General features: G+C 42.9%; 27 protein-coding genes and 1 riboswitch. All 27 genes read left to right on the top strand.

The genetic code is table 11. The features are described from left to right. The 27 genes from glf to HED67_RS00420 all read left to right on the top strand — a co-directional run bounded on the left by glf (nucleotide 1) and on the right by HED67_RS00420 (nucleotide 25,988). Nucleotides 1-1,095: a UDP-galactopyranose mutase gene (gene glf / locus HED67_RS00550; RefSeq protein WP_221717188.1), complete on the top strand. Its 1,095-nt coding sequence runs from the start codon at nucleotides 1-3 to the stop codon at nucleotides 1,093-1,095. 18 nt (nucleotides 1,096-1,113) lie between these two features. Then, the gene (locus tag HED67_RS00545) at nucleotides 1,114-2,169 is read left to right on the top strand and encodes an L-threonylcarbamoyladenylate synthase (RefSeq protein WP_178441744.1); all 1,056 of its coding nucleotides are present in this window, start codon (nucleotides 1,114-1,116) and stop codon (nucleotides 2,167-2,169) included. Between the two features lie 98 nt (nucleotides 2,170-2,267). Next, nucleotides 2,268-2,696 carry a ribose 5-phosphate isomerase B gene (rpiB, locus tag HED67_RS00540; protein ID WP_215631959.1) on the top strand — a complete coding sequence of 143 codons (429 nt, stop codon included), beginning with the start codon at nucleotides 2,268-2,270 and terminating at the stop codon, nucleotides 2,694-2,696. A gap of 103 nt (nucleotides 2,697-2,799) precedes the next feature. Further along, entirely contained in the window at nucleotides 2,800-3,285 is a 486-nt protein-coding gene (locus HED67_RS00535) for a deoxycytidylate deaminase (protein ID WP_015513209.1), read from the top strand. A 229-nt stretch (nucleotides 3,286-3,514) separates the two neighbouring features. Beyond that, nucleotides 3,515-3,790 carry an AtpZ/AtpI family protein gene (locus HED67_RS00530; RefSeq protein ID WP_221717187.1) on the top strand — a complete coding sequence of 92 codons (276 nt, stop codon included), beginning with the start codon at nucleotides 3,515-3,517 and terminating at the stop codon, nucleotides 3,788-3,790. Next, a complete protein-coding gene (locus HED67_RS00525; RefSeq protein ID WP_178441747.1) occupies nucleotides 3,741-4,172 on the top strand; it encodes an ATP synthase subunit I in 432 nt (143 codons plus the stop codon). The genes HED67_RS00530 and HED67_RS00525 overlap by 50 nt, the downstream gene beginning before the upstream one ends. A 4-nt stretch (nucleotides 4,173-4,176) precedes the next feature. Continuing rightward, on the top strand, nucleotides 4,177-4,872 hold the full coding sequence (gene atpB / locus HED67_RS00520; protein ID WP_015513212.1) for a F0F1 ATP synthase subunit A: 696 nt from the start codon (nucleotides 4,177-4,179) through the stop codon (nucleotides 4,870-4,872). A 46-nt stretch (nucleotides 4,873-4,918) separates the two neighbouring features. Further along, the gene (atpE, locus tag HED67_RS00515) at nucleotides 4,919-5,185 is read left to right on the top strand and encodes an ATP synthase F0 subunit C (RefSeq protein WP_015513213.1); all 267 of its coding nucleotides are present in this window, start codon (nucleotides 4,919-4,921) and stop codon (nucleotides 5,183-5,185) included. A gap of 62 nt (nucleotides 5,186-5,247) precedes the next feature. Continuing rightward, the gene (locus HED67_RS00510; protein WP_178441748.1) at nucleotides 5,248-5,763 is read left to right on the top strand and encodes an ATP synthase F0 subunit B; all 516 of its coding nucleotides are present in this window, start codon (nucleotides 5,248-5,250) and stop codon (nucleotides 5,761-5,763) included. Beyond that, the gene (locus tag HED67_RS00505) at nucleotides 5,751-6,233 is read left to right on the top strand and encodes a F0F1 ATP synthase subunit B family protein (protein ID WP_117539263.1); all 483 of its coding nucleotides are present in this window, start codon (nucleotides 5,751-5,753) and stop codon (nucleotides 6,231-6,233) included. Before HED67_RS00510 ends, HED67_RS00505 begins: the two co-directional genes overlap by 13 nt. Beyond that, the gene (gene atpH / locus HED67_RS00500; protein WP_178441749.1) at nucleotides 6,221-6,760 is read left to right on the top strand and encodes an ATP synthase F1 subunit delta; all 540 of its coding nucleotides are present in this window, start codon (nucleotides 6,221-6,223) and stop codon (nucleotides 6,758-6,760) included. The genes HED67_RS00505 and atpH overlap by 13 nt, the downstream gene beginning before the upstream one ends. Nucleotides 6,761-6,781: 21 nt before the next feature. Further along, on the top strand, nucleotides 6,782-8,302 hold the full coding sequence (gene atpA / locus HED67_RS00495; protein WP_221717186.1) for a F0F1 ATP synthase subunit alpha: 1,521 nt from the start codon (nucleotides 6,782-6,784) through the stop codon (nucleotides 8,300-8,302). 6 nt (nucleotides 8,303-8,308) lie between these two features. Further along, complete coding sequence (gene atpG / locus HED67_RS00490; RefSeq protein WP_178441751.1) at nucleotides 8,309-9,175, top strand: ATP synthase F1 subunit gamma; 867 nt, start codon at nucleotides 8,309-8,311, stop codon at nucleotides 9,173-9,175. 23 nt (nucleotides 9,176-9,198) lie between these two features. Further along, nucleotides 9,199-10,587, top strand: coding sequence for a F0F1 ATP synthase subunit beta (atpD, locus tag HED67_RS00485; RefSeq protein ID WP_221717185.1), 1,389 nt, complete (start codon nucleotides 9,199-9,201; stop codon nucleotides 10,585-10,587). 16 nt (nucleotides 10,588-10,603) lie between these two features. Next, entirely contained in the window at nucleotides 10,604-11,014 is a 411-nt protein-coding gene (atpC, locus tag HED67_RS00480; protein ID WP_178441752.1) for an ATP synthase F1 subunit epsilon, read from the top strand. A gap of 175 nt (nucleotides 11,015-11,189) precedes the next feature. After that, nucleotides 11,190-12,029, top strand: coding sequence for an MBL fold metallo-hydrolase (locus tag HED67_RS00475; protein ID WP_221717184.1), 840 nt, complete (start codon nucleotides 11,190-11,192; stop codon nucleotides 12,027-12,029). Nucleotides 12,030-12,155: 126 nt separating this feature from the next. Then, the gene (locus tag HED67_RS00470; protein ID WP_221717183.1) at nucleotides 12,156-14,738 is read left to right on the top strand and encodes a phage tail tip lysozyme; all 2,583 of its coding nucleotides are present in this window, start codon (nucleotides 12,156-12,158) and stop codon (nucleotides 14,736-14,738) included. Nucleotides 14,739-14,804: 66 nt separating this feature from the next. Continuing rightward, nucleotides 14,805-14,907: riboswitch (NiCo riboswitch) on the top strand. A gap of 105 nt (nucleotides 14,908-15,012) precedes the next feature. Next, complete coding sequence (locus HED67_RS00465) at nucleotides 15,013-15,900, top strand: cation diffusion facilitator family transporter (RefSeq protein ID WP_221717182.1); 888 nt, start codon at nucleotides 15,013-15,015, stop codon at nucleotides 15,898-15,900. A 416-nt stretch (nucleotides 15,901-16,316) separates the two neighbouring features. Next, nucleotides 16,317-17,246 (top strand): substrate-binding domain-containing protein, encoded by a 930-nt coding sequence (locus tag HED67_RS00460; protein ID WP_221717181.1) that lies wholly within the window; start codon nucleotides 16,317-16,319, stop codon nucleotides 17,244-17,246. A 70-nt stretch (nucleotides 17,247-17,316) separates the two neighbouring features. After that, complete coding sequence (gene pstC, locus HED67_RS00455) at nucleotides 17,317-18,171, top strand: phosphate ABC transporter permease subunit PstC (protein ID WP_221717180.1); 855 nt, start codon at nucleotides 17,317-17,319, stop codon at nucleotides 18,169-18,171. Next, on the top strand, nucleotides 18,171-19,055 hold the full coding sequence (gene pstA, locus HED67_RS00450; protein ID WP_178441638.1) for a phosphate ABC transporter permease PstA: 885 nt from the start codon (nucleotides 18,171-18,173) through the stop codon (nucleotides 19,053-19,055). Before pstC ends, pstA begins: the two co-directional genes overlap by 1 nt. A gap of 21 nt (nucleotides 19,056-19,076) precedes the next feature. Further along, nucleotides 19,077-19,829 (top strand): phosphate ABC transporter ATP-binding protein PstB, encoded by a 753-nt coding sequence (gene pstB / locus HED67_RS00445; RefSeq protein ID WP_015513235.1) that lies wholly within the window; start codon nucleotides 19,077-19,079, stop codon nucleotides 19,827-19,829. Further along, nucleotides 19,829-20,485 (top strand): phosphate signaling complex protein PhoU, encoded by a 657-nt coding sequence (phoU, locus tag HED67_RS00440; RefSeq protein WP_178441639.1) that lies wholly within the window; start codon nucleotides 19,829-19,831, stop codon nucleotides 20,483-20,485. The genes pstB and phoU overlap by 1 nt, the downstream gene beginning before the upstream one ends. 46 nt (nucleotides 20,486-20,531) lie before the next feature. Then, entirely contained in the window at nucleotides 20,532-20,789 is a 258-nt protein-coding gene (locus tag HED67_RS00435) for a hypothetical protein (protein ID WP_178441640.1), read from the top strand. A 453-nt stretch (nucleotides 20,790-21,242) separates the two neighbouring features. After that, on the top strand, nucleotides 21,243-24,530 hold the full coding sequence (locus HED67_RS00430) for an RICIN domain-containing protein (protein ID WP_221717179.1): 3,288 nt from the start codon (nucleotides 21,243-21,245) through the stop codon (nucleotides 24,528-24,530). A 19-nt stretch (nucleotides 24,531-24,549) separates the two neighbouring features. Next, on the top strand, nucleotides 24,550-24,906 hold the full coding sequence (locus HED67_RS00425; RefSeq protein ID WP_260702720.1) for a GNAT family acetyltransferase: 357 nt from the start codon (nucleotides 24,550-24,552) through the stop codon (nucleotides 24,904-24,906). Further along, nucleotides 24,903-25,988 carry a M42 family metallopeptidase gene (locus HED67_RS00420; protein ID WP_221717178.1) on the top strand — a complete coding sequence of 362 codons (1,086 nt, stop codon included), beginning with the start codon at nucleotides 24,903-24,905 and terminating at the stop codon, nucleotides 25,986-25,988. Before HED67_RS00425 ends, HED67_RS00420 begins: the two co-directional genes overlap by 4 nt. Nucleotides 25,989-26,015 lie beyond the last annotated feature (27 nt).

The following is a 26,015-nucleotide window of genomic DNA, read 5'->3' as shown; positions in this document are numbered from 1 at the left end:
ATGTATGATTATTTAATTGTAGGATCCGGTTTATTTGGTGCGATTTTTGCCCATGAGGCCATGAAGAAAGGCAAGACCTGTCTGGTTCTTGAGAAGAGAGACCATATCGGCGGCAATATTTACACAGAAGAAGTGGAAGGTATTCAGGTTCACCGTTATGGTGCCCACATTTTCCATACAAGCAACAAAGAAGTCTGGGATTACATTCAGCAGTTTGCAGAATTTAACCGCTATACCAATTCACCGATTGCCAGATATAAAGATGAACTTTATAATCTGCCCTTCAATATGAACACATTTTCAAAGATGTGGGGGATTGCAACACCTGCTGAAGCAAAAGCCAGGATTGAAGAACAGGTGAAGGAGGCCGGCATCACGGAACCGAAGAATCTGGAAGAACAGGCATTAAGCCTTGTGGGTCGTGATATCTATGAGAAACTGGTGAAGGGCTATACAGAGAAGCAGTGGGGACGTCGTGCCACAGAACTGCCGTCCTTTATTATCAAGCGTCTGCCGGTTCGTCTCACATATGATAATAATTACTTTAATGATAAATATCAGGGTATACCTGTAGGAGGATATACGCAGATCATTGAAAAGATGCTGGAAGGTGCCGATGTGCGTCTGAATACAGATTTCCTTTCAAATAAAGAAAGCTTTTCAGCGATGGCGCATAAGATCGTCTACACAGGCATGATCGATGCTTACTATGACTATAGTCTGGGGGAACTGGAATACAGAAGTCTGAGATTTGAGGATGAGATTCTTGATACAGACAATTATCAGGGCAATGCGGTTGTGAATTATACAGAGTATGAGGTGCCTTATACACGAATTATCGAGCATAAGCATTTTGAGTATGGAACACAGCCAAAGACAGTGATCACCCGAGAGTATCCGCAGGTATGGCATCATGGTGATGAGCCGTACTATCCGATGAATGATGAGAAAAACAATACATTATATAAGAAGTACCGTGAGCTGGCAGACAAAGAGGAGAATGTGATCTTCGGCGGAAGACTGGGAATGTATCAGTATTTTGATATGCACAATATCGTAGCTGAAGCACTGAAGTGTGCCAAACAGTACTTATAATCAGAGAAGGTGACTGGATTGAAAACAGTAATAGAATTGTATGATGCCGAAAACCGCAGATCGGAAGTTATGGAGAAGGCCGGAGAAATCCTGAAATCAGGCGGCCTTGTGGCATTTCCTACGGAAACAGTATATGGCCTCGGCGGTGATGCCCTGAATCCTGAAGCATCAGCAAAGATTTATGCGGCGAAGGGAAGACCTTCAGACAATCCGCTGATTGTGCATATTGCGGATATGGAGGCATTAAAGGTGTTGGCATCGGAAGTGCCGGAGAAAGCAAAGCTTCTGGCTGACCGCTTCTGGCCGGGACCATTGACCATGATTATGCCGAAGTCTGATGCGGTGCCTTATGCCACAACAGGGGGGCTGGATACAGTGGCGATCCGTATGCCGTCCCATCCTACTGCCTATGAACTGATCAGAAGCTCAGGGGTTTATATTGCGGCACCAAGTGCCAATACATCAGGCCGTCCTAGTCCGACAACGGCCCAGCATGTTTACGAGGATTTAAATGGCCGCATTGATATGATCATTGACAGCGGCAAGGTGGATATTGGACTGGAGTCCACAATTGTGGATCTGACCGGGGAGATTCCGACGATTCTCCGTCCGGGTTATATTACCAGGGCGATGCTTGAAGAAGTTGTCGGACCGGTGACTATTGACAAGGCTATTCTGGCAGAGCATGAGGATCCGAATCTCCGTCCAAAGGCCCCGGGAATGAAATACAAGCACTATGCACCGAAAGGTGATCTGGTCATTGTTGAGGGCAAAAAGCAGGCAGTGGCTGAGATGATCAATTATTTAACAAAGATGGATGCAGAATCCGGATTAAAAACGGCAGTTATTGCTTCGGATGAGAATTTATCGCTGTATGATGCGGACTGCAGGATCAATATCGGATCCCGGGAACATGAAGAGAGCATTGCGGCCAATTTGTATGAAGTGCTTCGTGAAATGGATGAACTGGGGGTTCAGAAGATGTATTCTGAGAGCTTTGCAGGGGGAAGCCTTGGCGCGGCTATTATGAATCGTCTGCTGAAAGCAGCGGGACATCATGTGATCCGTGTGTAGCCGGCGTAGCCATTGCTTCGTAGCGGATCTGAAAGTCGGTGTGCAAAATGGGGCATAGAGATGTCCCAGCATTATATATAACAAAGGAGAATGAGAAAATGATAGCACTTGGATGTGACCATGGTGGTTATGAACTGATGAAGGAAGTCATCAAATATCTGGAAGAACATGGATTGGAATATAAGAATTATGGTACGTATTCCACAGATTCCTGTGATTATCCGGATTATGCGAAGAAAGTGGCAGAAGCAATTCTTTCAGGTGAATGCGAAAAAGGTATTCTGATCTGTGGTACAGGTATCGGAATCACAATTGCGGCCAATCGCTATGAGGGAATCAGAGCGGCCAACTGTACAAACAGCTTTATGGCAGAAGCCACAAGAGAGCATAACGATGCCAATATCCTTGGTATGGGTGCCCGTGTCATCGGTGTCGGTACAGCGTTGAAGATTGTTGATACTTTCCTCAATACACCGTTTTCCGATGATGAAAGACATAAGAGAAGAATTGCGAAGATTGAAAACTAATGGATCAAAATCATCCGCCGGGCAGGCATCAGCGCCTGCTCTCAGCGGATGATTTTATACTATGTAAAAAAATAGATGCGTGATCAAGAAAAGGGGGATAAAGATGTCAGAAAAGAGACAGGATTATATCAGTTGGGATGAGTATTTTATGGGGGTAGCGAAGCTGGCAGGCTTGAGATCCAAAGATCCCAACAGCCAAGTGGGATCCTGCATCGTCAGCCCGGACAATAAAATTCTTTCTATTGGGTACAATGGTTTTCCGAGAGGGTGCTCAGATGATGTTTTCCCATGGAGCAGAGAGGGCGATGAACTGGATACCAAGTATTTTTATGTGACACACAGCGAATTGAATGCTATTCTGAACTATCGAGGGGGAAGCCTGGAGGGCAGCAAAATATATGTGTCACTGTTTCCCTGCAATGAATGTTCCAAGGCGATCATCCAGAGCGGAATCCGTGAGATAATCTATGATTCGGACAAATACGGAGATACACCGGCAGTTATTGCGTCAAGAAAAATGCTGGATGCGGCAGGGGTTCATTATCGTCGTTATATCCGGAGTGGCCGTGAACTGAAGATAACGGTATAGCCGGAAATAACGGTATAACCAAATGATTATAAGGTATTCATAAATTTTATTGGTAAAATATGTTCAATATGAACAGTAGGAAGATACAGAATTATGTATACAGTAGACATGTTAAATAATAAATATGAGCCTATGCAAAAGAATTATAGACATATTCGTTAAATTTTGCTAAAATAAATATTGTATGAATTTTGGAACAAATAGAGCAATCATAAAAGGGAGAGAGAGGATGAAGGATAAACATGGTATCGGACAGGCGATTGTGATGATCACACAGCTGGGTATCAATATGCTGGTGCCTGTTTTTATGTGTCTGTTTATAGGTATCTGGCTGGATAAGCAGTTGGGTACGGGATGGCTGACACTTGTTTTTCTGATTCTTGGTATTATGGCATCTATTCGTTCAATGTTCATCACATTAAAGCCATTGTTGAAGGGAGAAAGAGAGAAGAAGGATGAAGCATTTAAAAAGCAACTGGATGAGCAATTTAAAGACTCAGAATGAAGCACTTGTGGATCTGATTCTTGGTATCCTGATATTTGGCATACTGGTAGTATTTGTGGGACTGTTTGCGGCCCCGGATAAAGCAGCATTTGTGCTGGGAACAGTACTGGGTACGGCGGCTTCTGTGATTCGAGCTGTGCATATGGCGGTGACACTTGACAGACAGCTGGATTACAGTGAGAAGGATGCGAGAGCTTATGCGGCACGTAATTACAGCATTCGTTATCTCATTATGATCGCGGTACTTCTTGTTTCCACCAGACTGGGTGTTTCCGGTATGGCGGGAACGGTGATCGGACTGTTTTCGATGAAGCCGGCTGCGATTTTGAGTCCGCAGATTCACAAGTATGTGTATACCAGAATTTTTGGCAAAGGAAGGTGAAGTTATGGGCAATGAAGTCGACTTTATGGTACATGGATATGTTCCTCTGAATATTTTCGGCCATGAAGTCTGGTTGACGACAACACATGTCTGCCTGCTGATTGTCTGCCTTTTTATGCTGGTCATAGGGCTGATTGTCAACAACAAGATGAAGCACGCAACAGAGGTGCCGGGAATGGTACAGAACATTGCGGAGCTTTATGTGGAAATGATGGACGGCGTGGTCCAGTCAAGTATGTTCAGGCATTGGGGCAAATATGCCAACTATATCCTGACAATTTTCATGTTCCTTCTGTTTTCCAACATTTCGGGTCTTTTCGGACTCAGACCGCCAACTGCTGATTACGGTGTGACATTGCCGCTGGCATTGATCACGTTCGTTCTCATTCAGTTTAATGCATTCAAGTGGAAGGGTGTTGGAGGCTATGTGAAGGATCTGATGGATCCAATCCCATTATTCCTGCCAATCAATATTATCAGCGAATTTGCAACGCCGGTTTCACTGTCGCTGCGTCTGTTTGGTAATGTCATGGCCGGAACCATTATGCTGGCATTGTATTACGGCATGCTGCCTGTGCTGGCAACAGTAGTGATTCCGTCATTCTTACATGCATATCTTGACTTATTCTCTGGAGCGATCCAGGCATATGTCTTCTGTATGCTGTCAATGACATTTATCTACCAGAAAATGCCGGAATAAAATATCCGGACAATCAAAATTTATATTTTTTTAAGGAGGAAATATAATGAATGGTATAACAAATGAAGGTTTAGTATTAGCGTGTTCAGCAATTGGCGCCGGCCTCGCTGTTATTGCCGGTATCGGACCTGGTGTAGGCCAGGGTATTGCAGCCGGTCATGGTGCATCTGCAGTTGGACGTAACCCGGGTGCTAAGGGTGATATCATGCAGACAATGCTTCTTGGTCAGGCCGTTGCCGAGACAACAGGTCTTTATGGTCTGGTTATCGCTCTGATTCTGCTCTTCGCCAACCCATTATTTGGCAAACTGTAAGATCAGACAATATTGTTTAAGCAACAATATAAAACAGAGATATTCTGAAAGGAGGCTTAAACTTGGAGGACAGATTGTTTGGGCTTGACGTGCAGCTCCTGTTCGATGCGTTTGTACTGTTTGTTGTGATTATGATCATGTACGCCATCATGAGCAGGCTCTTCTTTAAGCCGGTGCGTGCCTTTCTTGAACAGAGAAAGCAGGCAGTGGCAGCAGATAGAGATGAAGCACAGCAGCTTCAGGAAGCAGCCGAGGTATCAAAGGCAGCATATGAAGAAAAGCTGAAGGCTGTACACAAAGAAGCCGAAGAGATTCTATCCGCATCCAGAAAAGCTGCAATGAAGCAGCAGGATGCCATTATTGACCAGGCGAAGTCAGAAGCCTCTGCAATCATGGAACAGGCAGACAGGGAAACAGTATCTGAAAAACAGCGTATCAAAGCGGATGTGAGAAAAGAGATGTGCGGACTGGCACTTGCAATGACAGGGCGGTTTGCAGATCATGCGGATCCACAGCGTGGCGAAGCCCTTCTTGAGGAAGCGCTGAAGGAAATGGGTGGTGAAGCATGGTTGAATTAATTGTTACAGCGATCAATGTGTTCATCCTGTTTTTCCTGATAGGATACCTTGTCTCAGATATGCTGTCCGGGATGCTCACAAAGCGTCAGGAACGGATTGCTGATGACATCAACACAGCCCGTATGAGTAAAGAAGAAGCGCTGGCTCTTAAGAATGATTATGAGCACAGACTGGCTGATTTTGAAAGTGAAAGGGCTGATATTCTTGAGAATACACGCAGGAAAGCTGCACAGATGGAAGAGAGAATTCTGCTGGATGGACAGCAGGAGGCTGACAGAGTGATTGCCCGTGCGAAGAGAGAAGCTGAGTTGAAGAAGACGAAGCTTATGGAAGATGTCAGACATGATATGATCATGGCTGCATCTATCACAGCATGCAAGCTGGCAGCAGAAACTCTTGATGACAAGAAGCAGGCGGTATATATTCAGGAAATGCTGGATGAGATGGGTGAATCAACATGGCAGAATTAATTGATAAGACGTATGGAGAGGCATTGTTTCAGCTGAGTCTTGAAGAAGGCAAAGTAGAACAGTATGCCGATGAGGTAAGAAGCATCAAAGAAGCCATTGCTGAGAACCCTGAATTCATGGTTTTACTGGACCATCCTCAGATTACGAGGGAAGAGAAAGTGGAAGTTATGAGAAACTGTCTGGATGGCAGAGCCTCTGACAGTGTGACCGGTTTCTTTGTTACCGTTATTCAGGCGGGAAGACAGCATTTTCTTATGGGAATGATTGATTATTTCCTGGATGCTGTCAGAAAGTATCAGCATATTGGCATAGCAGATGTGACCAGTGCCTGTGCATTGAGTGATGCGCAGAAGGCGGCCGTTGAAAAACGGCTTCTGGAGACAACAGGTGATGTCTCCATTGAGATTAATTATCAGGTAGATCCTGAGATCATTGGAGGATTGGTTATCCGGATCGGTGACAAGGTTGCCGACAACAGTATCCGGACAAAGATCAATACTCTGACGAAGGCTATATTAAACAGCTAGAAAGAAGGTGCCGAAAGCTCCATGAATTTAAGACCTGAAGAAATTAGTTCAGTTATTAAAGAACAGATTAAGAGATATAAATCAGAACTTGAAGTATCAGATATTGGTACAGTCGTTCAGGTAGCGGATGGTATTGCGCGTATTCACGGACTTGAGAATGCGATGCAGGGCGAACTTCTTGAATTCCCGGGTGACGTTTATGGTATGGTCATGAACCTGGAGGAAGATAATGTTGGTGCCGTTTTACTTGGCAGTAACAGAAATATCAATGAGGGTGACGTTGTTAAGACAACAGGACGAGTTGTTGAGGTACCTGTTGGTGACGCAATGCTTGGACGTGTGGTAAACTCCCTTGGCCAGCCAATTGATGGCAAAGGCCCTATTGATACCAATGCTTTCCGACAGATTGAGAGAGTAGCCCATGGCGTTATCGAGAGAAAGAAAGTCGATACACCGTTACAGACAGGAATTAAGGCGATTGACGCCATGATCCCGATTGGCCGTGGTCAGCGTGAGCTGATCATCGGTGACAGACAGACTGGTAAAACAGCTATTGCCCTTGATACAATCATCAATCAGAAAGGACAGGATGTCCTTTGTATCTATGTTGCAATTGGCCAGAAGCAGTCTACAGTTTCTTCTATTGTACACACACTGGAATCCTTCGGAGCCATGGATTATACAGTTGTTGTTGCAGCAACAGCATCCGAACTTGCACCACTGCAGTACATCGCACCATATGCGGGTTGTGCAATTGGTGAAGAGTGGATGGAGCAGGGCAAGGATGTCCTCATTGTTTATGATGACTTGACCAAGCATGCCGCTGCTTATCGTACACTTTCCTTGCTTCTCCGCAGACCACCAGGGCGTGAAGCATACCCAGGTGACGTTTTCTACCTGCATTCAAGACTTCTGGAACGTGCTTCCAGACTGTCCGATGATCTGGGCGGCGGTTCACTGACTGCACTTCCGATCATTGAAACACAGGCAGGCGACGTATCTGCGTATATTCCGACAAACGTTATCTCCATCACAGACGGACAGATCTATCTTGAAACAGAAATGTTCAACGCAGGTTTCAGACCAGCGATCAATGCCGGACTTTCTGTCAGCCGAGTTGGTGGTGATGCGCAGATCAAGGCAATGAAGAAGATTGCCGGTCCTATCCGTACAGAGCTTGCTCAGTTCAGAGAACTGCAGTCCTTCGCACAGTTCGGTTCCGACCTGGATGCGGATACACTGCAGAACCTGGCACAGGGTGAGCGTATCCAGCAGATACTGAAACAGCCTCAGTATCAGCCAATGCCGGTTGAGAAGCAGGTTGTTATGATTTATGCCGTTACAAGAAGACATCTGACAGATATTCCTGTAGATCAGGTACTTGACTTTGAAAAAGGTCTGCTTGAATACATGGACAGCAAGTGCGATGATGTTCTGACAGCTATCCGTACAGAAAAGGTATTGACAGAAGATATCGAAGCAGGTCTGGTAAAGGCAATCACAGAGTACAAGAAGGTATTTCTGGAAGAAAATAAGAGGTGATAAAGCATGGCCTCAATGAGAGAAATTAAACGACGCAAAACCAGTATTCAGAGTACGGCTCAGATTACAAAAGCCATGAAACTGGTTTCTACGGTTAAGTTTCAGAAGGCGAAAGTCAAAGCTGAAACCACTCGTCCGTATTTTGACAAGATGTATGAGACAGTGTCTTCTATCCTGTCAAGATCAGGCAATATTCACCATCGTTATCTGATGCAGGGTGAATCTCAGAAAAAGGCAGTTATTGTTATTACGTCCAATCGCGGCCTTGCCGGCGGCTACAACAGTAATGTTGAAAAGGCTGTTACCAGTGCCGGTTTTAATCCTGCAGATGTGCAGCTTTACACAGTAGGTAGTAAAGGACGTGACAATCTCTCCAAAAAAGGTTATGCCGTAGCAAAGGATTACGGCGATGTCATTGAAGCACCGACGTATCGTGCAGCAATGGATATCGGCCGTGATGTGCTGAATGCCTTTTCGTCCGGTGAAGTGGGTGAAATCTGGATGGCCTATACGGTCTTCAAGAATACGATCACTCATATTCCGAAGATGATCCGTCTTCTGCCTGTAGCTGTTCCTGAAGAGGAAACAGCCGAAGAGAAGAAAGACGGACCAATGCTTCTGATGAATTTTGAGCCGGAACCGGAAGAAGTACTGGATGCAGTCATTCCGAAGTATATCAATAGTGTTATCTACGGTGGTATGATGGATGCCGTTGCCTCTGAGAACGGTGCCCGTATGACAGCCATGGATAATGCAACAAGCAATGCAGAGGATATGATTGAGAATCTGACATTAAGCTATAACAGAGCAAGACAGGGTGCGATTACACAGGAAATTACCGAAATCGTATCCGGTGCAGAAGCGCTTAAATAAACAGAAGGGAGTGATAGCAGCATATGGCAGAGCATAGTATTGGCAAAATCACTCAGATTATCGGTGCGGTACTGGATATCAAGTTTGCCGACGGAAATCTTCCTGAGATAAACGATGCCATCCGCATTACCAGAAAAGACGGCTCAACACTCGTTGTTGAAGTTGCTCAGCATCTGGGTGATGATACTGTCCGCTGTATTTCCATGGGACCTACTGATGGTCTTGTGCGAGGTATGGAGGCTATCGCTACAGGCGGCCCTATTATGGTGCCTGTAGGTGAAAAGACACTGGGACGTATTTTCAACGTTCTCGGTGAAGCAATTGATAATAAAGAAGCTCCACAGGCTGAAGAACACCTGCCGATTCATAGAAAACCACCTGCTTTTGAAGATCTGTCTGATGAGCAGGAAATTCTTGAGACAGGTATCAAAGTCGTTGACTTACTTTGCCCTTATCAGAAGGGTGGTAAGATCGGTCTGTTCGGTGGTGCCGGTGTAGGTAAGACCGTCCTGATCCAGGAGCTGATCCGTAATATCGCAACAGAGCACGGCGGCTACTCTGTATTCACAGGTGTAGGCGAGCGTACCCGTGAAGGTAATGACCTTTACACAGAAATGTCTGAATCCGGCGTTATCAACAAGACAACCATGGTATTCGGACAGATGAATGAGCCGCCTGGCTCAAGAATGCGTGTCGGTCTGACAGGACTGACAATGGCAGAATATTTCCGTGATACCGGCAAAGACGTGCTGCTTTTCATTGACAATATTTTCCGTTTTACACAGGCTGGTTCAGAGGTATCCGCTCTGTTGGGCCGTGTACCTAGTGCCGTTGGTTATCAGCCGACACTGCAGACGGAAATGGGTGCGCTTCAGGAGCGTATCACATCTACAAAGACAGGTTCCATCACATCCGTACAGGCTGTATATGTACCTGCCGATGACTTAACGGACCCTGCTCCGGCAACGACATTCACCCATCTGGATGCAACAACGGTACTTTCACGTTCCATCGTTGAGCTGGGTATTTATCCGGCCGTTGATCCGCTGGAATCCACATCACGTATGTTGGATCCTCATATTGTTGGTGAGGAACATTACCGTGTTGCCAGAAGCGTACAGGAGATTCTTCAGCGTTATAAAGAATTACAGGATATTATCGCTATTCTTGGTATGGATGAACTTTCAGAAGAAGATAAGCTGGTTGTGTCCAGAGCACGTAAAGTTCAGAGATTCCTGTCCCAGCCTTTCTTCGTAGGAGAACAGTTTACAGGTCTGAAAGGACGTTATGTACCGCTGTCTGAGACAATCCAGGGCTTCAAGGAAATCATTGCAGGTAAATATGATGATATTCCTGAAAGCTATTTCCTGATGGCAGGTAATATTGATGACGTTCTTGCCAAAGTGAAATAAGTCTGGAGGATGAGATATGGAAGCCTTGATGCAGCTGCAGATCATTACACCGGATCGTCTGATGTGTGATGAATCTGTCAAAATGGTTGAAATGAGAACTGCGGAAGGCGAGATTGGCGTCCTTCCGGGACATATTCCGGTGACTGTCATGATGGCGCCGGGAGTCACTCATATCACAATGGCTGACGGAAGTATCCGACATATTGCGATTCATGATGGTTTTGTAGAAATACAGCCAGACAAGGTCAGCATCATGGCGGAAATTGCCGAATGGCCAGAGGAAGTCGATCTGGATAGAGCAAAAGCTGCGCTTTCCCGTGCGAGAGAGCGTATCACTAATCCAGGTCCGGATACGGATATTGCCCGCGCAAGACGTGCATGGGCCCGTGCCGCAGCTCGAATTGAATTACTTACCCGTGAGTGGTAGCAGATAAAAGACGCTGTCAGCAGCCGATGATGAAGAATCATACGCTGTTGATGGCGTCTTTTTGTTTTTATATAGACATTATTTTTAGCACAGAGAAAAAACTTTTGATGGGGATATCGGCGTGGTATAATGATAAACGGGAGAGCTTCAGAACGACAGAAAGAGAGTGACAAGCATGCAGGAAAATTATTACAAGCCGATTAAACTGGCAGAAAACATCTTTCACATTTATGAACCGGGCAATGTCTATACCACATTGATCATCGGCGAGGAGAAAGCACTTCTTATTGACACAGGGTATGGTTTTGGAGATCTGGCCGGTTTTGTCCGGACTTTGACGGATAAGCCGTTGGAGGTCGTGCTGACCCATGGCCATACAGATCATTGCGGAGGAAATTCACAGTTTCCGATGGTTTATATGAACATGATGGATGTGCCGACCTATCTCTGGTACGAAGCGACTCAGAAAACATTGATCGTGGAGAAGTTCAAAAGAGACCGTGCGGCAGCAGGACTGCCGGACGTGTGGCCCGAGGACTTTGATCAGGAGAAATGGAGTGCACAGCATACGCGGCATTTTGAACCGCTGAAGAATGGGCAGATTTTTGATCTTGGCGGAAGGAAAGAAGAAATCTTCTTTATGCCGGGACATACCGTCGGATCCATTGTGGTTTTTGATCATGAAACAGGACTTCTTTTTTCCGGGGACAATATCAGTGATAGTTTGTGGATCATGTTTGATACCAGTGCCAGACTCTCAGAATACGTTGAGCACTTGATGGATATCAAGCTGCTTCCGATACTGGGAATTGTGGCTGCGCATCGGGGGATCATTTTTCCGATAAGTATTATGAGTGATCTGCTGAGGACGATTAGCTGTATTAATCCGGAGACAGACAGGACATTTACACATCCAAGAACGGGGCAGAAAGCACTCAAACATCGGGAAGAATGTCGAGCCGTGGAAGATATCAAGTATATATATGTTGTCTACGATAAAGATAAGATTGAATAATTATTAAGAAGTTGTTCCTATATACGATCATATTTATCTTAAATATGTATGAAATATTGCGCTTTTGTTAAGAAAGTGTTATTATAAAAAGAAGATGAGTATGAGAGAGAGGGGAGCAATGTTAGCATGAAGAAGATAGGAAAAAGACTTTTGGCAGGATGTTTAATGTCCGTTCTTATTTTGGCGCAGATTCGTCCGGAGATTGTCTATGCTCAGGAGGTAATGACGGATGTTGCTTTACAGACAGAATCTGCTGTGCAGGAGACGGAAGAAACGGATATTGCAGAAACAGAAGCAGACAATCAGATAGCGTATATCGATGATAGTGAAGTACCGGGATCCGATGATATAGAAAGTACAGAGACAGAAAGTATGGAGACTGAGACTGAGACCGAGACTGAGACCGAGACTGAGACCGAGACTGAGATAGAGATGCATACGATTACAGGTGTGCAGGATCTGGCAGAGGAGGATCGCAGAATAGATATAGCCTATGCGGATAAACCATCCTTGGAAGAATTGGTTGAGGTTATGCCGAAGACAATGAATGTTTATCTGGATGGAGGTAAAGAAGTATATACGGTTCCGGTAACCTGGTATTGCGTCACCGGGGATTATGAGGAGACGGAAGGTCATTATTATCAGTTTAGCCCTTTGTTTGATGAAACACAGTATCAATTATCGGCAGATCTGGATTTATTGACGGAAGTTCCGTATATTAGTGTCTTTTTGTATGCCGGTGATGGTATTTCACTGTTGTCTTCAAATAGTGAGAGTTCGAATACAACAATTGTATTTAATTATCTGGTGGATGAATTGAAGATGAATTCAGCCGCCGCCTGCGGTGTGCTGGCAAATATTTATTATGAGTCTGGATTTGATCCTCATATGGAAGGAGATAATAATACAAGCTACGGTATTTGCCAATGGCATGCAGATCGCAAGACGAATTTAATTAATTATTGTAAGTCGAACAACTTGGATTACACGACACTTGAGGGGCAGCTGGCCTTTTTGAAATATGAATTGGTCAATAGTTACAGCAAGATTTACAATTATATGTTGGACGAGAAGAATACAGCGGATGGTGCCTATGATGCAGGATGGTACTGGTGCTATAATTTTGAAGTTCCGGCCAACAGAGAGACCGTCTCTGTGACACGAGGCAATCTTGCTAAAAATACATATTGGGAACAGTATGGAACAGAGACACTGGCGGCACCTGAATTGACAGATATTCAGAATACTGCGTCTGGTGTCTGGATAAAATGGAAAGTTCAGGCAGGTGTTTCCGGGTACAGTATTTATAGAAAAACTTCATTATCAGATGCCTGGGAGCATATAGGAACTGTAAACGGTGGGGATATAGATCGTTATACAGACAGCAATGTTAAAAGTGGTACGACATATTATTATGCAGTGGCAGCCTGTGAAGGTGAAGATTTATATGATACATATATTACTACAGAGGCTTTAAATTATAGAACTGGTCCAGGAACATCCTATTCAAAGGCGGGAACGCTGGATAAAGGAACACGTGTAAAGGTTGTTCCCGGTTATTCACAGACAACAGATGGTTACACATGGTATAAAATACACTATGCAGGAAGTGATTATTATGCTGTTTCAGAATACCTTAAGAAAGATACATCTGGTAATGCCAATTTAAAAGAGTCAGAGAAATCGGCCTATAAGAGTATTATTTATCTTTCAACAGTTACAGTATCCAAGACAGAAAATGTATCCGGTGGAGTGAAAGTTTACTGGAATAAAGTAAATGGTGCTAAGAATTATTATGTTTATCGCAAGGAAAGCGGTGGTTCATATTCGAGAATTGCCAAAGTTTCCGGAAGTACATTAGATTATACCGATAAGGATGTATCAAGCGGAAAGACTTATGTGTATACAGCCCGTGCAGTGTCAGGCAGTATAATGGGCTACTATAAATCAACGAGTACAATTGCCTATTTGTCATGTCCGTCATTGACCAGTGGAGAAAATGTAATGAATGGCGTGAAAATCATCTGGAATAAAGTTAACGGGGCAGATGGTTATATTGTTTATCGTAAAGAGAAAGGCGGTTCATATTCACGGATTGCCAAAAATTCTGCAAATACATTGAACTATACAGATAAGACCGCGGTCAATGGCAAAACTTATATCTATACAGTTCGTGCGTATAAAAACAGCACATTTAGTTTTTATAATTCCTTCAAAGAAGTATTGTGTCTAAAGACCCCTCAGTTAAATAAAGCTGTTTCAAAGCAGGGAGGGATGCAGATATCATGGAATAAAGTCAGTGGTGCTTCCGGTTATTATATCTATCGGAAAACGGGCAGCAGTAAGTGGCAGAAAATAGGAACTACCAAGAAGGGATCAGCGATTTCGTATAATGATGGCAGTGCAATTGGGGGCCTGACTTACAGCTATACAGTACGTGCGTATAAAGGTTCTACGTTATCGGGATATAATGGCACAGGTATTGTCCAAACATTTACACAGAGACTGTCCGATTATAAAACAACGGAAAAAGTTAATTATAGGACAGGGGCAGGTACGAATTATAAAATAGCCGGTACATTTAATAAGGGAGTTAAAGTAAAGGTTGTTTCAGATTATAGTGTAAAGTCAAGCGATTATACATGGTATAAAATTTATTACAACGGCAGGTATTATTATGTTGCCAATAAATATTTGAAAAAAGCATAATATTACGCTTGACTAACCTGATATCTGCGTATTATATTAATGATAATCTCTTTGCACTGCATCTATACAGTACAAACTGATCAGGCGGGGCGCACTTTTTATAAGCGATTGCAGCCGGGCCCTTTCGGGCAGCAGATGAATGGAATGATGAAGCATCTGTGGGACAGTTGGTGTTCCGCAGGTGCTTTTTATATTGAATGAGGAGTATCTGCTGCAGAATATGGAGAGAGCGAGTAGCAAAATCGTTTCATTTTCAGAATGGAGGGCGTTATTTATGAAGAATGTAAAAGCAAAGACAAATGAACAAATTGCAATGCAGGTTTCAGCGAATAGTATTGCTGTGAATTTGATGCTATCTATTTTTAAATTGATTGCCGGTCTTTTGGCATCATCGGGAGCTATGATTTCTGATGCTATTCACTCGGCATCGGATGTATTCAGTACAATTATTGTTATCATAGGTGTGAAGATTTCCGGTAAGGCATCAGATGAAGACCATCCATATGGACATGACAGATTTGAGTGCGTTGCTTCTATTATATTGGCAATCCTTCTTGGAGTTACCGGTGTGGGTATCGGATTGACAGGTGTACAGAAACTGATAGCCGGTCATTACGATACATTGGCGATACCGGGTATATTGGCATTGGCAGCGGCAGTCATTTCTATTGTGGTCAAGGAAATCATGTACTGGTATACAAGAAATGCAGCGAAGAAAATTAATTCCGGTGCGTTAATGGCAGATGCATGGCATCATCGTTCAGATGCATTATCATCTGTAGGCAGTTTTGTGGGTATATTAGGAGCCAGAATGGGATTTCCTATGCTGGATCCTTTGGCCAGTGTTGTCATCTGTCTGTTTGTTGTCAAGGCAGCTGTCGATATTTTCAGAGATGCCATCAGCAAGATGACGGATAAATCATGCGATCAGGAAACCGTGAATGAAATGCATGACTGCATTATGAATATTCAGGGTGTAGAAGACATTGACCTTCTGAAGACAAGAAGTTTCGGGTCAAAGTATTATGTAGATATTGAGATCAAAGCGGATGGTGATAAAAAATTGTGGGAGGCACATGCCATTGCTGAGAATGTCCATCATGCCATAGAGCATCAGTTCCCATTGGTCAAACATTGCATGGTCCACGTTAATCCGGCATAAAATAATAAATGCAGAATGCTGTGTTGTTTAAATGCGTAAGAAATGATAAAAAATTACTTAGACAGAGGTTTAGGTGAAACAGTATTGAAAATTTAATAGCGCGCGGTAAAAAGCTTTAGAATAGGCTTCAAAAAGGCCATTCAGACACAGGGGCTTCAACGGCGGCTGGTACTTAGACAGTGTATTGTACTGCCTTATGTACCATTGCCAGACGTTGGCAGCGGAAGCAATCCTGTGACTGAATGGCCTTTTTGAAGCCTTTTTATGTCTGGGGCCGCACGCCCTGAATTTTCGTATTTTTTTCATGAATTTTACATTTCCCTGGTTTTAGATTTTACATGGAAGTTTTATCTTTAATAGCGACACGAGAAGTCGAGTAGTAAAAAAGAAATCTCAACGAGAAGGAGAAATGAAAAATGAAAAAATTTATTTGTACAGCATTAACACTTGCAATGGTTGTAGGAAGCCTTGCAGGATGCGGAAGTTCATCATCTAAGGAAACAACAGCAGCAAGCGGTGCCGCTACGGAAGCTGCCACAGAAGCTGCTGCAGCAGGCGATTTTGATACAAGCAAAGAAATCAGTGTTAACTCACGTGAAGATGGTTCAGGTACAAGAGGCGCTTTCATTGAATTGTTTGGTGTAGAAGAGAAAGCCGCTGATGGTACAAAGGTAGATAATACAACAGTAGAGGCCAATATCACAAACAGTACAGCTGTTATGATGACAAGCGTAGCCGGTGATCCATATGCAATCGGTTACATCTCACTTGGTTCTTTAAATGATACAGTCAAGGCAGCTAAAATTGACGGTGCTGAGGCAACAACAGAAAATGTAGCAAATGGTTCATATAAAGTAGCAAGACCGTTTAATATTGTAACAAAAGACGGACTCAGTGATGTGGCAAAGGATTTTGTAGATTATATTATGAGTGCTGAAGGTCAGGATATCATTGAACAGAACGGTTACATCAAGATTGATCAGAATGCAGCAGCTTATGCAGGCAGTAAGCCTGAGGGTAAAATCGTTGTCGCAGGTTCCTCAAGTGTATCTCCGGTTATGGAAAAATTAAAAGAAGCTTATCTTGCAGTGAACACAAATGCAGATATTGAAATCCAGACATCCGATTCCACAACAGGTGTTACATCTACACAGGAAGGTATCTGTGATATCGGTATGGCTTCCAGAGATCTGAAAGATACAGAAACAGGTGTAACAGCAACAACAATTGCACAGGATGGTATCGCAGTTATTGTCAACAATGAAAACCCTGTAGAGAACCTGACAAGTGACCAGGTAAAATCTATCTTCACAGGTGAAACAACAGTCTGGGCAGATGTTCAGTAAGCAGTATTCGAGTCAATGAATTGGGGGCTGTCTCCGGACAGTCCCCATGTTTTAGGATGCAGGAGTATTTATGAAAGTTAAAGAAAAAGTAATGGAAATCGTTTTTCTGGTGGCGACCTGTGTTTCTATTCTGGCAGTTTTACTGATTTGTGTTTTCCTCTTTTCAAGTGGTATTCCGGCCATTGGTAAGATTGGACCGCTGAATTTCCTTGGAGGAACTGTCTGGAAACCAAGCAATAACTTATTTGGTATTTTACCGATGATTCTCGGCAGTATTTATGTTACAGCAGGGGCCATCATCATTGGTGTTCCAATTGGTATATTTATGGCTGTTTTCATGGCAAGGTTTTGCCCGGGCAGCCTGTATAAAATTTTGAAGCCGGCAGTAGAACTTCTGGCGGGTATCCCATCGATTGTTTATGGTTTCTTTGGTATGGAAGTTTTGGTGCCACTGCTCCGAAATACATTTGCGGCATTTAACTGCAAAGGTAATTCTATGCTGGCAGCATCCATTCTGTTAGGCATTATGATACTTCCCACCATTATCGGTGTTTCTGAATCCGCGATTCGTGCAGTGCCGAACAGTTATTATGAAGGATCTCTGGCATTGGGAGCAGATCATGAAAGAAGTGTATTCTTTGCGGTGCTTCCAGCTGCTAAATCCGGCATTCTGGCTGGCGTTGTCCTTGGTATTGGACGTGCGATCGGTGAAACAATGGCGGTTATCATGGTAGCAGGTAATCAGCCGGCGATGGCGCACAGTATATTTAAGGGTGTACGAACCATGACAGCCAATGTTGTCATTGAAATGGGGTATGCAACAGGTATTCACAGAGAAGCATTGATTGCGACGGGTGTTGTATTATTTGTATTTATTCTTTTGATCAATCTGTTGTTCTCGGTTATTAAAAGGAGGGAGAAATAATGAGTGAAGTAGACGGCGTTAAAGCAATTAATAAAGTCACTTTTGGACAGCGCCTGAAAGCTTATAAAAGAAGCAAATTATCTTTCCTTCTGGCAGTACTTGTTTTACTTTCAGCGATTATTACGATTGGCGTGCTGGGTTACCTGATATTTTATATTTTGATTAAAGGCGTCCCAAATCTCAGTCCAGACCTGTTCTCATTGACTTACACATCAGAAAATGTGTCCATGATTCCGGCGATCATTAATACGCTGATTATGACGATTCTGGCACTTTTGATTGCAGTGCCGCTTGGTATTTTCTCAGCTATTTATATGGTTGAGTATGCGAAAAAAGGAAATAAGATTGTGGGAGTGGTCAGTGTGACAACGGAAACACTGGCAGGTATTCCTTCTATTGTCTATGGCCTTTTCGGTATGCTGTTTTTCGTTACCTATTGCCATTGGAAATATTCTATACTGGCCGGTGCATTTACTCTCTCCATTATGATTCTGCCTTCTATTATGCGTACGACGCAGGAAGCCCTTTTGTCAGTGCCGGATTCATTCCGTGAAGGTAGTTATGGACTGGGAGCCGGTAAATTGAGAACCGTTTTTAGAATTGTTCTGCCGTCAGCAATTCCGGGTATACTGGCAGGTATTATTCTGGCTATTGGTCGTATTGTAGGTGAGACAGCAGCTTTAATCTTTACAGCCGGAACTGTACCGGATATTGCAAAAAACCTGATGTCATCCGGACGAACACTGGCGGTTCATATGTATGTGTTATCCGGTGAAGGACTGCATACGGATCAGGCTTATGCAACAGCGGTTGTGCTGCTGGTCGTTGTTATCATTATCAATGGATTATCTACACTGATCGCCAAGAAATTTACGAAGGCCTAGAAGAAAGAGAAAGGAATAGATATGGATAAATTTAATGTAGAACATCTTGATTTATATTATGGTGATTTCAAGGCGCTCAAGGATATCAACCTGAAGCTTCCGGCCAACGAGATCACCGCATTTATCGGACCGTCCGGCTGCGGTAAATCAACATTTTTAAAATCACTGAATCGTATGAATGATCTGGTGGAAGGATGCAAGATTACCGGTAAAGTGACGTTGGACGGTGAGGACATTTACGGATCGAATATGGACGTCAATGTGCTGAGAAAAAAAGTAGGTATGGTTTTCCAGAAACCGAATCCTTTTCCGATGAGTGTTTATGACAATATTACTTATGGACCGAGAACCCATGGTATTCACAAAAAATCCCAATTGGACGAAATTGTAGAACGCTCACTGAGAGGAGCCGCAATCTGGGATGAATTAAAGGACAGATTAAATAAGAGTGCCCTTGGACTTTCCGGTGGACAGCAGCAGAGACTTTGTATTGCAAGAGCACTGGCTGTACAGCCGGATGTCATCCTGATGGATGAACCGACGTCTGCTTTGGATCCAATCTCAACTTCCAAGATTGAAGATCTGGTTTTGGAATTGAAAAAAGATTATACCATCATCATGGTCACTCATAATATGCAGCAGGCGACCCGTGTTTCAGACAGAACCGTCTTTTTCCTGCTGGGTGAAGTGATTGAAGATGGCAAAACAGAAGAACTCTTCTCTATGCCGAGAGATAAGAGAACAGAAGATTATATCACAGGGAGGTTTGGCTAATGCGCAATCGTTTCGATTTACAGTTAAAGCAGCTTAATGACGACATTATTGAGATGGGCAATATGATTGAGAGAGCCATCGAAATGGGTGTTTATGCCCTGATTGGTCACGATACGGATAAAGCAAAGCAGACCATTGATTATGATATGGATATTGATCACATGGAACGCGATATTGAAGCACTGTGTATGAAACTTCTGCTTCAGCAGCAGCCGGTGGCAAGAGATCTGAGACAGATTTCCTCAGCATTGAAGATGATCACAGATATGGAGCGAATCGGCGATCAGGCATCGGATATTGCGGAGCTCTCACTTCAGCTGGGAGATGTATCGGATATCGCAGAACTCTCCTTGATTCAGAAAATGGCCAATGAGACAATGATGATGGTTGTCCGTGGCACAGAGGCTTATGTAACAAAGGATTTGGAAGTCGCACATAATGTCATTGACAATGATGATGTAGTAGATGATCTCTTCGATCAGATCAAAATGGCACTTGTGAAACGCATTCAGGAGAATCATGTGAAGAGTTTTGAAGCGGCGGATCTTCTGATGGTTGCCAAATATTTTGAACGAATCGGTGATCATGCCACTAATATTGCCGAATGGGTTATTTATTCCATTACCGGCAAGCATGTGGATGAGGCAGAGAATTAAGCCGTGCAATGAGATTACAGGAGCGATAAAAGAAAGGCGGGAGAGAATGATGATAAAGCGTATGTGGTATGAACTGAATATTTTGGCACTGAGAAAACATGTGCGTCCGGTCAGCCTGTTCCTGCTGGTGCATACATTGCTCTGGTGTGATCTGACATGGCTGGTTTGCCAGATAGGCTGTGATATCCTGGAGATACCAAAGGCGTTATATCAGATGGATATCCTTCTGATCACGGCCTATGCAGGCGTCTTTGGCGGATTGATCGGCGGAATGATCTATCTGATGCATGAGAATCTCATTTAGGTGAACGTGATCGGTCAGGTTTCTTTGAAAAAATACAGAATCGTAAAAATGACCCGTATACGGTGGAAGTTCCACTGCATACGGGTCATTTTCAGATAAAAATCTTCTGAACAACACGAAAACTCACGATGTCAAATAAAAATCCTTCTGTGATATCATTTCATTCATCTGCCCGGCAGAATGTACAGAGAATCAATGGAATGTTATATGTAAGTGGTAGGAATTAAAGCATCCTTGGTTCCCGTGATATTCTGAACACTGCCGACAGTGTCAATGGATGATTATCAGACACCGCAAGTTAAAGCGTTACAGCCATTATATCATTTCGCATGGAAAATATCAATGACTGAGGCTATGAAAAAAAGCAATAGACCTGTGAGTAAAAAAGAGGGCTTGCATTTCAAGGTAGCAGCTGTTAAGCTAGAAATGCAAAGAAAGGAAGGAGCAAAGGCTATGAAAAAGAAAATAATTGCTGTAGCATGTGCAGTGTCTATGCTGGTTTCACTGCCGTCTGCAGCTTTTGCGGAGGCAGATGTGTTTGTTGAATCGAATGAAGAAACAGACGTGGCTGTGTCAGAATTTGATGGGATTGAGAATTCAACAAAGGAATCTTATGATAAGGAGACAGATTTATCAGAAACACAATTTTCGGAATCTGAGACTGAATTTGAGGAATCGTATCAAACGGATGATACGGAATATGAAACTGAAAGTGAAGTTGAAACTGAAACAGAGCTGGATTCATATTATGCAGATGATCCGCAGTATGGGAAAGAAATGCAAAAAGAATATGGCATTAGTCTGATGAGTGCGAAACCTCAGAATTATGTACATAATTCACGATATGACGAAGGATATCAGATCCATTATGGTGTAGACGTGTCAAGCTACCAAAAAGATATTGACTGGGCAAAAGCAAAAGCCGATGGTGTTGAATTTGCTATTATTCGTGCTGCCTATAGAGGCTGGGGATCGGCTGGAAATCTGGTCAAAGATACTTATATCAAGAAGAATATAGAAGGTGCGAAAAAACAGGGAATAAAAGTAGGTGTGTATATTTATTCTCAGGCTATTACGAATGCAGAAGCAAAAGAAGAAGTAGATTTTGTCATTGATGCGATACAGGGGTATTCATTGGATTTACCACTGGTTATGGATTTTGAGTATGCCTATGTAAATAATGGAGAAGGTGGCAGATTATATGACGCACATCTTTCAAAAGACAAAGCAACAGAAATCTGTATGACTTTTTGCAAGTATGCTGAATCTTTAGGTTATGATCCGATGGTTTATGCGAATAAAAGTACACTTTCAAATAATTTAAATGCCAGTACAATCAGTAGTAAGTATAAAATCTGGCTGGCGCACTATACAACGCAGAGTTCTTATTCAGGTGCTTATGATTTCTGGCAGTATTCAGAAACAATCCATGTCAATGGCATTCCTGAAGAAGACGGCAAAGGTATAGACGGAGATTTCTGGTATGAAAAAGTCCAAAATGATATTTCTATCAAGGATTATAATGTGCCGGAGAGATTATTTGTGGGGGATAGTTTTGATGTTCAGGGCACAGTTTCTTCAAAGAAAAATTTAACTTCTGTTACAGTAGGTATTTATAATAAAAATGGAGATTTAATTTCAGGCAAAACAGTTAATCCAAATGCGGTATCCTATGATATTTCACAAATAAAAAATAGTATTATGTTCGATGATCTGGATTATGGCATGTATTATTACAAAGTAATTGCTAAGAATGAAATCGGCACAGAAACTGTCGTTAAACAGAGTTTTGCGGTTCTTGGACATAATGCAACCATCGATAATGGGACCTATTACATAGGAATTCAAAAGGATAATGGATATGTATTGTCGGTAGATAATAATAAGAATACAGAAGGCGCGAATATTATGCTGTGGACCAAAGCGGATCATGAGTATAGAAAGTTTGCTTTTACTTATGAGGGTGGTGGATATTATAGTATAAAAAACATCGGGTCAGGTAAGTATCTTAGTGTCAATCAGGAATCAGGTAAATCTGGAGCGAATGTACAACAGTCAGATTATAAAATGTTATGGTATATTATACCGGATGAAGATGGGTACTGCTACATATTGCCCAAAAGTTCATCAACAAGTTGTCTGGACTTAACAAGCGGAACTGTACAGAAAGGGCAGAATATTGAAATTTGGAAATACAATATGGGAAGTGCTCAGAAATGGCAATTAGAGTCCGTTTCAGAAACTTCTAAGACGGTTGCAAAAATTAGTGGTCAGACATTGCCTGACAATCAGACAGAAGGTGCCTCATTTTCCATCCGGGGCAAAATAACATCAGATAGTAAGATTACATCCGTAAAAGTGGGTATATATAATACATCAGGGGAAACGGTTATTGGTAAAAATGTTGCTCCAAATGCTCAAAGTTATGACTTGAAAAACCTTGATACAAGTGTTAAGTTTGGTAATTTAACGGCAGGTATCTACAGATATAGGGTAACAGCGGCAAACAGCGCCGGCACAGCGACATTGATAGACAAAAGGTTTGCAGTCTATAAAGATGGACAAACAATATCAATTGGAACCTATTATATCAGTATTGCAGAAAATACAGACTATGCCTTATCAGTAGATAATGATAAAAATACTTCAGGAACGAATATTCTTCTTTGGACGAAAGCAGATTATGAGTATAGGAAGTTTGAGTTCAGTTATGCAGGGGATGGTTATTACAAGATAAAGAATGTCGGTTCAGGACAGTATCTTGCAGTGACAGGACAATCGGGAGTATCTGGTACAAATGTAGAACAGTCTTCAACGGCTGCATTGTGGAGAGTATTGCCGGATGGTACAGGAAGTTATTATTTGCTGCCGGATAGTTCATCAACAAGCTGCCTGGATTTGGCAGGAGGAACGGTACAAAAAGGGCAGAATATAGAAATCTGGCAATATAATATGGGAAAGGCCCAGAGATGGAAATTACAGTCCGCATCCAGTACTGCAAAAACCACTGCAAAGATTACCGGACAGACACAGCCTCAAAATCAAAAAGAAGGGACATCCTTTTCGATAAGAGGAGAAATTAGTTCAGATAGTAATTTAACATCTGTAAAAGTAGGGGTTTATGATACAAATGGAACCAGACAAATCGGCAAAAAAGTGAATCCAAATGCTAAAAAGTATGATTTGAAGAATCTTGATACAAGTATTAAATTCGGAAATCTGACGGCTGGTGTTTATCAGTATAAAGTGACGGCAACAAACAGTGCAGGCACGGTGACACTTGTAAATAAAAGATTTGCGGTATATAAAGAAGAACAAACAATAACAGCAGGTATATATTATATTTGCAGTGCAGAAAATACAGAGTATGCCTTATCAGTAGACAGTAATAAGAATACTTCCGGAGCAAATATATTGTTGTGGACGAAAGCAGATAATAATTATAGAAAGTTTGCGTTCAGTTATGCCGGGGAAGGCTGCTATAAAATAAAGAATGTCGGTTCTGGAAAGTATCTTAGTGTGACAGGGCAGTCAGGAAATTCTGGTGCGAATGTGGAACAGTCTTCAACGGCCGCATTATGGAGAGTATTACCAGATGGTACGGGAAGTTACTACCTGCTGCCGAAGAATTCATTGACAAGTTGTTTGGACTTGACAGGAGGAACTGCACAAAAAGGACAGAATATAGAAATCTGGCAATATAATATGGGAAAAGCTCAAAGATGGAAATTGGCAAAATAATGATAAGGGTGGTGATCAGGTGATAACATCGGATGATATATTATCCCTGAATTTTTATAATTACGGGAATCCATTTACCGGAAGCTATCAGGGAATGAGATACCGAATTGTCAAACAGAAAGAGACAAAGGATGAGGAAGGCCGGACAATCAAGGAGGAAGGTCTTCTTGTAGCGATATGGCCGGAACCTTTCGCTTATGAGAAGACAGCGGATGAGCTGAAGACAACGAAGCTTTTTCCATTTAGTGAGGAGGGCAAGGCACAGGTGCTGGAATGGTTGAATTCGTCCTGGGAGAATGGAGAATGGAAGCCGGGATTTACGGCTTCCGAGCTGGATAATCTGACACAAAAGATGAAAGAAGGACATGAAGAATGAGAAGTACAAAGACAGAGAGTCTGGAATTGATCAAAGCATTATCAGAGGCGAAGGCACCTTCCGGGTTTGAGGATGCCTCCATCGCAGTGGCAGGGGAATTTGCAGAGACATTTGCAGCAGTGGAAGAGGATCATCTTCGAAATCTTTATGTGACACCGAAGAAGAGTCAGAATTCAGATAAACCGGTATTTATGCTGGATGCTCATGGAGATGAAGTGGGGATGATGATTCATTCGATTACACCAAAAGGAACATTGCATTTCCTTACATTAGGACGATGGGATCCAAATATCCTTCCGGCATCAAAGGTCATGGTGCATACAAAGTTTAACACTTGGATTCCGGGTATTATTGCAGCAAAGCCAGTGCATTTTATGACTGAGGAAGAAAAAGGAAAGCCCCTCAATATTGCAGATCTGGTCATTGATGTAGGGGCTGTATCCTATGAAGATGCCGTGGAGAATTTTGGTGTAAGAATAGGTGAACCGGCTGTATCAGCTGTAGATTTTTCGTATGATGAACAACATGATATCATGTTTGGTAAGGGATTTGACTGCAGAATTGGCTGTGCGGCTATGCTGGAATCAGTGAAGCGTCTTAGTGATAAAGATTTGCCTTTTGCAGTCAGGGGCGTGATGTCTGCCCAGGAAGAAGTGGGAGAACGCGGTGTTCAGGTGGCAGTTCAGAATACAGCACCTCAGGTTGCAATCTGTTTTGAAGGCTGCCCGGCCGATGATACATTTACTGAAGATTATGCGGTTCAGACAGCTATGAAGAAAGGTCCGATGCTGCGGTTTATGGATGTATCTATGATAGCCAATCCGCGCTATATGCGTGATACATTTGAGTTGGCTGAGAAGCTCAGTATTCCGTGTCAGGCTTCTGTTCGTGCAGGAGGCGGCAACAATGGGGCTTACGTGAATTTGACGGGACGCGGTGTTCCGGTCATTGTCATTGGTATACCGGTGCGTTATATCCATTCTCATTATGGCATTGCATCCTACAGTGATTTTGAGGCAGCAGTCGACTTGGCAGTGGCAGTTGTGGAGCATATGACACAGGAGAAACTTGAGAGTTTTTAAAACTGCAATGTTTTTAGCGGAACGAGA

The sequence above is a fragment of the Pseudocoprococcus catus genome (genome assembly GCF_019734885.1).
Lineage (GTDB): Bacteria > Bacillota > Clostridia > Lachnospirales > Lachnospiraceae > Coprococcus_A > Coprococcus_A catus.
The sequence above is the reverse complement of the archived record's forward strand: the minus strand, read 5'-3'. Positions and strand labels throughout refer to the sequence as shown.